At 41.4% G+C, this 6823-nt stretch carries 7 protein-coding genes; 3 read left to right on the forward strand and 4 right to left on the reverse strand.

The window, feature by feature from the left end; genetic code table 11:
• Nucleotides 1-112: 112 nt before the first annotated feature.
• From H5201_RS16775 to bioH, 3 genes are all read right to left on the reverse strand, one after another.
• Complete coding sequence (locus H5201_RS16775) at nucleotides 113-991, reverse strand: putative metalloprotease CJM1_0395 family protein (RefSeq protein ID WP_182719093.1); 879 nt, start codon at nucleotides 989-991, stop codon at nucleotides 113-115.
• Nucleotides 992-997: 6 nt separating this feature from the next.
• Complete coding sequence (locus H5201_RS16780; protein WP_145242541.1) at nucleotides 998-1306, reverse strand: hypothetical protein; 309 nt, start codon at nucleotides 1304-1306, stop codon at nucleotides 998-1000.
• A gap of 100 nt (nucleotides 1307-1406) precedes the next feature.
• Nucleotides 1407-2144, reverse strand: a complete 738-nt coding sequence (gene bioH, locus H5201_RS16785) for a pimeloyl-ACP methyl ester esterase BioH (protein ID WP_182719091.1) — start codon at nucleotides 2142-2144, stop codon at nucleotides 1407-1409.
• A 58-nt stretch (nucleotides 2145-2202) separates the two neighbouring features.
• Between bioH and H5201_RS16790 the strand changes: the two genes are divergently transcribed.
• A complete protein-coding gene (locus H5201_RS16790) occupies nucleotides 2203-2904 on the forward strand; it encodes a ComF family protein (RefSeq protein WP_145242545.1) in 702 nt (233 codons plus the stop codon).
• 12 nt (nucleotides 2905-2916) lie between these two features.
• Here H5201_RS16790 and H5201_RS16795 read toward each other — a convergent pair whose 3' ends face one another.
• Nucleotides 2917-5469 (reverse strand): M14 metallopeptidase family protein, encoded by a 2553-nt coding sequence (locus tag H5201_RS16795; protein WP_149983056.1) that lies wholly within the window; start codon nucleotides 5467-5469, stop codon nucleotides 2917-2919.
• Nucleotides 5470-5614: 145 nt separating this feature from the next.
• Between H5201_RS16795 and nfuA the strand changes: the two genes are divergently transcribed.
• Both nfuA and H5201_RS16805 read left to right on the forward strand, forming a co-directional pair.
• A complete protein-coding gene (nfuA, locus tag H5201_RS16800; RefSeq protein ID WP_145242549.1) occupies nucleotides 5615-6190 on the forward strand; it encodes a Fe-S biogenesis protein NfuA in 576 nt (191 codons plus the stop codon).
• A gap of 12 nt (nucleotides 6191-6202) precedes the next feature.
• Nucleotides 6203-6475: a hypothetical protein gene (locus H5201_RS16805; RefSeq protein WP_145242551.1), complete on the forward strand. Its 273-nt coding sequence runs from the start codon at nucleotides 6203-6205 to the stop codon at nucleotides 6473-6475.
• Nucleotides 6476-6823 lie beyond the last annotated feature (348 nt).

Raw genomic sequence — 6823 nt, forward strand, 5'->3', positions numbered from 1 at the left:
AATGTTTCACAATTAAGTGCATACATCTTTAGGTAAATAAATGTGAATAACCACACTTAAAAAATGATTTATTTGGATTTAAATTGAGGAAACACATATTACGAGGGAGCAACTATATGGTTGCAGAAAAGCCAGACTGTCCATAAGGCGAGGTGGCGGCTTGATAAAACTGCGCAATACGACCTGCACGCTGCTCAACTTCAATATCGCGCTTAGCCGTTGCGGTTTCTGATTCAGCAGTAGCTGCAGCTTTCTCATCCTTTGTTAATTCGTTATCTACTTTGAACGATGCTGATTGCGTACTGCTTTCATCATCACTGTCTATATTACTAAGCTCTGCTTGCGCTGCAGCGAGCTTTTGAGTGGCATCAGCAGCAATCGAACGATCAGCACCAGAAGGCTCTGCCGGCGCTAAAGCTGCAGCACGTACCGTTTGCATTTTCTCTATTGTAGCTCGCGGGTCACCTGCTATTTCAGCAACGTCAATTTGTACTTCGCCACCAACAGCGTAATTGGTACCATCAGGTCCGCGTTGGTACTCATAACTTGGCGAACCTGCGTGTTGACCACCAACTGATGAGTGAGCTTGCTCATGAATACGTACTTCAATATCACGCGCTTTTAACTCTTTAATTTGCTCAGCGTCTTGTTGCTCTTGCTGAGCTACTTGCTCTTTTTGCTTTGCTTCTTTCTCTGTATCTTGTTGTTGCTGTTCATTTTGCTCTGGGTTTTGCTCTGCATCTCCCTGCTGACGCTCTTGAATTACTTTTTCGTCGGCAAGTTTACCCTTGGCATCATAAGTGCCGGTATCAGTTGTACCGGGTTGTTTAGTTTTTTCATTATCACCAAGCGCTTTGTTTTCAGCATTAGTCGGTTTTGTAGCTGCAGGTGGCGGGATAACTTCCCGAAGTTGGTTGTCACGCCGAGCGGTTTCCGTATAAACATTTGCGGTGTTTATATTAATATTTGGAAATGGCGTGACAATGTTCATGGCAAATTAAACACGAATATCAATCAAAGTCCCCAGCACTTCGTCTGCGGTTTGAATTGATTGCGTATTGGCTTTGGCATTAAACTCTTCGACCTTTAAATTGACCAAGGCTTCATCAATACGTGGTGGTTGTGACACAGGAGCGGTTACCGCTTCTTCCGGACGAGCAGCTTGCAGCTGGCGCTGTTGGGCAAGCTGGGCGTCGTCTTGTTGCTCAATGCTGGCGCGATTTATTTCTGCGCTGGCTTTCTCTATACCCTGACTGGCACGATTAAAACCTTCAACACCGTTATTAAACACAGATCCGATTGGCATATAACACCTCCACCAATGATATATTGGTTAATTATCGCTCATAAAACAGTCAAAATAAAGCTTTACTGCAGAGTTTTTCAAACCACAGTAAAGTTACTTTTCAAAGCATTGATTTGACGGCAGATAAAAACTCTTTTTTATGGGATATAAAAGGTGCGTGTGACGCCTTATCGATCACTTCATACTCAAAATCGTGTTTTAAAACTTTCATTTTGGTTACTGCGCGATACGGTACCAATGCATCTAAACGACCAAATACAGCACGGATCGGCACTGGACAACAGGCAAAAGCATCGCGTAAATCATCTTGCTGTAAAATATCCAAACCAGCAGTTAATGCGCACTCTTGTGGAGCCGGAAATTCATTGAGTAACTGTTTAAGTTGTTTAATATCATCTCGGGCATTTTCACTGCCCATCGCCTGTATTGCCAAAAAGCGATCGATGGTTTTCTCACGATGAGTGACTAACTGCTCTTTAAATGCAGCTAATACATTTGCTTTAATTCCTGGCCAATCATCGCCTTCAGCAAACAATGGAGTTGCAGCAACTAATATCACTTTCGCGACTTTTTCAGGCCAGTGCTTTGCAATATAAAGAGCAAATAAACCACCTAAAGACCAGCCCATTAAGGTAGTGTTTGGCTGTAATTGATTGCTTAATTGTAATGCAGCGGCATGCAAAGTATACGGCTTTGGCGATGCTTGATTATTACCGTAACCGGGTAAATCAACACTGCGTACTGTATCGTTATGCATAAATTGAAGCTCCGGCAAGATCAACTGCCATACGCCTTGATTCATCCCCCAACCATGTAATAACACCAGCTCATTTTGCATTTTTTATAACCTTGCTCCAAACTTAGCGCTCATAATAGCGTTTGAGGGAATGAATGCAATGACTGCTTTTCATCAATGTTTTCAACAGCTGGGCGATTGGTTTTTTCCTTCTTTTTGTGTGCAATGCCAAAGTATTATCCGTACCAAACATAGTTTATGCGAACATTGTTTAGCTGATTTACCGCTATTAGATATAACCACACATGCTAATTTACTGTATCGCCCAGATGTGGTTGAGTTATTTCCTGATTGCCAATTCGATTACCTGTTCGCTTGCGCGTGGTATCGTCCCCCTTTCGATGGTTGGCTCACGCAACTTAAATTTAGTAACCAAATTCATTATAAAAACGCATTGTCGTTAATTATTAGCCAACAACTGACTGTTAGTAAAAAAAATAGCGAAATATGGCCAGATTTGTTTATTATTTTACCTCTACATCAGCAGCGTTTTTTAAAGCGAGGCTTTAACCAAGTATCACAATGCTGGTTGCCATGTTTAGTAAATGAAAATATTGATTCTCAGAGTTTACAGCGTACAAAGAAAACCCAAGCACAGTCATCACTTAGCAAAGCTAAACGAGTAAAAAACTTACATGGCGCATTTATATGTAATACCGATATGAGCGGAAAAACAGTTGCTATCATTGATGATGTGATGACCACAGGAGCAACTCTTAATGCAGCTACCGTCGCCCTTAAAAAGGCTGGTGCTAAGCAAGTTTGGGCATTTGTAACCTGCTTAACACCATTAGGACATTAATACTTAAGCTAATTAATCGGCATTCGCTCTAAATGTGTGACCAAAAAACAATGCATTGCTCAATAAACGACTGGTGCCGTACCAATAGCCCCTAAATACCGGATCATCTGTCATACCAATCACACTGCCACGACCATACGAATGTGCCACTAAACCAGCCGCTCCCGCTACTTGCTCAACATTCACATCATCGGTAAAGCCAGCTAGTAATGGCTTTTGCGTATACTGCAACACATTTACAAATGGTGCAGCTGACATTTCAAGTAACCAAGTACTATTTTTAAATACTGGTAAGGTGTCACGCTGTAATGAAAAAGTAAGTGGGTGCGTTAAATCGGCTTTAGTATTAAATATCGCTCCAGCAATACGTTGACGCCCAGCTAGATGATCTTTATCACCATAGTTTAAGCCATCCGTTTTGAAGGCGCTGGCAACATCTCGGCGTGATAAATAACTGGTTTTTAATAGTTGTTGATCGACTAAAAACTTAGCCCCACCTTTGTGGCCCCAAATAACTCCACCTTTACGTACCCAAGTTTTAATTGCTATTTTGTCAGCATCTGAAAGCTTATTGTAATTTCCATGAGCCAAAACAATGTGACTGTAATCACTAAGTTCAAGATCACCAAAACGTTCCATTTCCACAATGGTAGGTGCCACACCAACAAAGCGATCTAAGTAATACCACACTTCACCTACTTCATATTGACTAGTCCCTTGGCCACCAACGAGTAATACTTTCGGCGCTTTAACTACCGCTAACGTCCGCGAGCCTAAATCGACACCCTTTGCCGTTAAGCCAGAAGTAATAGGCGTAATCGCAATACCAAACTCATTTTGTGCACTATTTAATAACGACACCCATTGCGGATTTTTTTGAATCCCAGCAGGAATAATAATACTACCCGCAGCAAATTCCTGTGTACTTGCAAGCGATTTAGCTGATAACGGGCTGAGCGCCACACGAGCTTGCACACCTTGCTGTAATAATTTATTAAGCATTTTCGGAGCTAAATAATTATCCCATTTAAAGCCAAACGCATACTGTGCATCTAACTCAGCAAATTGTGGTTTTTCAGGCTGTTGCCATGCATTTTTACTAACGTCTAAGCCCCAGCCACTTTTGATTGCTGCAAACTCCAAGTTAAAAGCGTGGGCTAACGTCCAACCGGATACATCATAAAAAGTGTTATCAACAAAACGCTTTTGCTCACTAAAAATGGCTTTAACTAAGCGATATTGCGGCTGGGCTAATGGCACAAAATAACTTTTCGCAGAAAAATTCTTACCATCCGCTTTTACTGCTTTATTAAGTGGATAAGCTTTGATCTGATGCTGTTTCAATAAATCTAAAAAAAGTGCGCTACGTGTTGTATCTGCACCGCCTTGCACTACATAACCTTTATAATCTTCATCATTAGCAAGCTCTATAGCATTATTGTAAAAACTAGCTTGGTAATCGAGTAATGCTTGGCGATTATCTATCGCAGCCTGAAATGTAGATAGGCTCGTAAGCAGCTGGTTTTTAATCGTAAATGCAAAACTCAGCGGTCCATTTATGGTTTCTTGCAGATGACCACGAGAACTTGCTTGCTCAAATAAAATACCCACACCACCATTCACATCTGGATAAGTTGAACCTTTGCCATAGTAAAAATCATCAAAGCTTTCTTCGGTAAAATATAACGCGTTGTGTTCATCCAATGTTTTGGCATGATAGTTACCTATTGCCTTCGTGAGACTGACATTTTCATCAGGGGTGATCGGATGCTTACGTGATGGAATACCTGGCTGAAAGAAAAACGTGCTATTGGGACCCATTTCATGGAAATCAGTAAGAATATTGGGTTTCCAGTAATGAAACTTAGCAATACGAGCACGTGATTCAGGGTGTTGTAGCAGCAACCAATCACGATTTAAATCAAACCAGTAATGGTTAGTACGGCTACTTGGCCAGCTTTCAATATGCTCCCGAGTTTGTGGATCAGACGATAAGTTCATACCGCGATTACTATTCGCCCAATTCGCAAAGCGTGCTAAACCATCGGGGTTTAATGAAGGATCGAGTAAAATAACCGTGTTATTTAATAGCGTATCAATTTCTTTACCTTGCGCCGCAGCTAAATAATAAGCCACTAGCAAGGCTGAATTACTACCAGAAGATTCATTGCCATGAACGCTATAACCCATCCAAACGACCGCTGGCTGATCGGTTTCTTTGGCTTTTTCTGGATCGGCTAAACGAGCCAAGTGCGCCTTACGTGTTTGCTCCACATTCGCCAACTTATCAGCTGCGGTGATAGTTAGCATAACGAGCGGGCGCTGCTCATGGGTACGACCAATGACTTCAAAATTAATACGGTCACTTTTTTGTGCCAATATTTCCATATAACGAACGAGTTGATCATGACGTACGTGCCACTGCCCGACTTCATAGCCTAAAACCTGCTCTGGAGTGGGAATAGTTGGATCAAATTTCACATCATCATTGAAATAATATGAAAGCGGTTGTGCTAAACAAGAAAAGCTTAGCAATAGTGTAAAGATTGTTATTATCAAACGCATAGAAAACACTCAGTAAATGATCAATGTTTGCACGCTACCATTGCTTAAAATAGATGCCAAATTTTTACGCTCAACACTGGCGACAACGCGATGAGCGGAGTATGATAACCAGTATCCGAGTAATTTAGTCAAGTATAGTTGTTTTATGATTTCTATTTCCGAAACCGCACAATCGCATTTTGCAAAATTATTAGCTGACCAAGCTGAAAAAACAAATATTCGCGTATTTGTTGTTAACCCTGGCACATCACAAGCGGAATGTGGTGTATCTTACTGCCCTGAAGATGCAGTAGAAGCCACCGATATTCGTCTTCCTTTTAACGGCTTTGATGCTGTAGTTGACACAGAAAGCGCGCCATTTTTAGAAGAAGCTGAAATCGATTTCGTTACCGATAAAATGGGCACCCAGTTAACACTTAAAGCCCCCAATGCTAAAGCCCGTAAAATCGGTGATGATGCAGGACTTAACGAACGTATTCAACACATGTTAGAAACAGAGGTTAACCCTCAGCTTGCTAACCATGGCGGCCAAGTAAGCCTTGTAGAAGTAACTGCTGAAGGTATTGCTGTTCTTCAATTTGGCGGTGGCTGTAATGGTTGTTCTATGATCGATGTCACACTAAAAGAAGGCATTGAAAAAGAAATGATTGCTAAGTTCGATGAAATCACCGGTGTTGCTGATATTACTGATCACAAAGCTGGCGATCATTCTTACTATTAATAGTAGGCAGTCATGCTAAAGCCGCTGATATATCGCTTAGGTTCAGAGCCTAAGCTCAGTTTAAAGCGCTTTTTACGCGGCTTAGCACTGTTTGTGCTAGCCGTGATATTAATCACCCTCGGCTATTATAGCCACTACAGCTTACAAATCATCGGCTTAGTAATTTTAGCCATCGCACTATTCTTCGCCGCTTGGGGCTACTTAGGTATCTTTGCTAATCGCTTTTCGCAGGTATTAGACAGAAAAGATTCCCGTCCAGAAGAAGATCCTGATCTTTGGAAATAGCCAAAGCTCTAGGTTCTATCAAAATACTGCCATGAAAAAGCACTCATCAACAATACCTATTTAATTTGTCGTACTTTATTTCAGTTGTTGCGGGAGCCTGAGTTTATGAAGAACGAACCGACGACCTTCGGGTTATGAGTAGCCCAATTTTCGCACTCACTGAATTTTAGACATAAAAAAACACTCATTTTAAGAGTGTCGATTCATTATTACTTGATTTCAGTGGTTGCGGGAGCCGGATTTAAATAGATGGCCTTTGCTGGCTAATGTAGAGCTGAGACCGACGAGCTATTTATTTCACTGAGTTTCAGGCATAAAAAAACACGCTTTAGGCGTGTCTGTTTAATA

It is taken from the genome of Pseudoalteromonas sp. SG43-6, from assembly GCF_014164365.1.
GTDB lineage: Bacteria > Pseudomonadota > Gammaproteobacteria > Enterobacterales > Alteromonadaceae > Pseudoalteromonas > Pseudoalteromonas rhizosphaerae.

What these genes read in the sequence shown, in the direction of transcription:
- bioH (WP_182719091.1), bottom strand. Translation starts at nt 2,144, where the DNA reads ATGCAAAATGAGCTGGTGTTATTACATGGTTGGGGGATGAATCAAGGC.
- H5201_RS16795 (WP_149983056.1), bottom strand. Translation starts at nt 5,469, where the DNA reads ATGCGTTTGATAATAACAATCTTTACACTATTGCTAAGCTTTTCTTGT.
- H5201_RS16775 (WP_182719093.1), bottom strand. Translation starts at nt 991, where the DNA reads ATGAACATTGTCACGCCATTTCCAAATATTAATATAAACACCGCAAAT.
- H5201_RS16805 (WP_145242551.1), top strand. Translation starts at nt 6,203, where the DNA reads ATGCTAAAGCCGCTGATATATCGCTTAGGTTCAGAGCCTAAGCTCAGT.
- nfuA (WP_145242549.1), top strand. Translation starts at nt 5,615, where the DNA reads ATGATTTCTATTTCCGAAACCGCACAATCGCATTTTGCAAAATTATTA.
- H5201_RS16790 (WP_145242545.1), top strand. Translation starts at nt 2,203, where the DNA reads ATGACTGCTTTTCATCAATGTTTTCAACAGCTGGGCGATTGGTTTTTT.
- H5201_RS16780 (WP_145242541.1), bottom strand. Translation starts at nt 1,306, where the DNA reads ATGCCAATCGGATCTGTGTTTAATAACGGTGTTGAAGGTTTTAATCGT.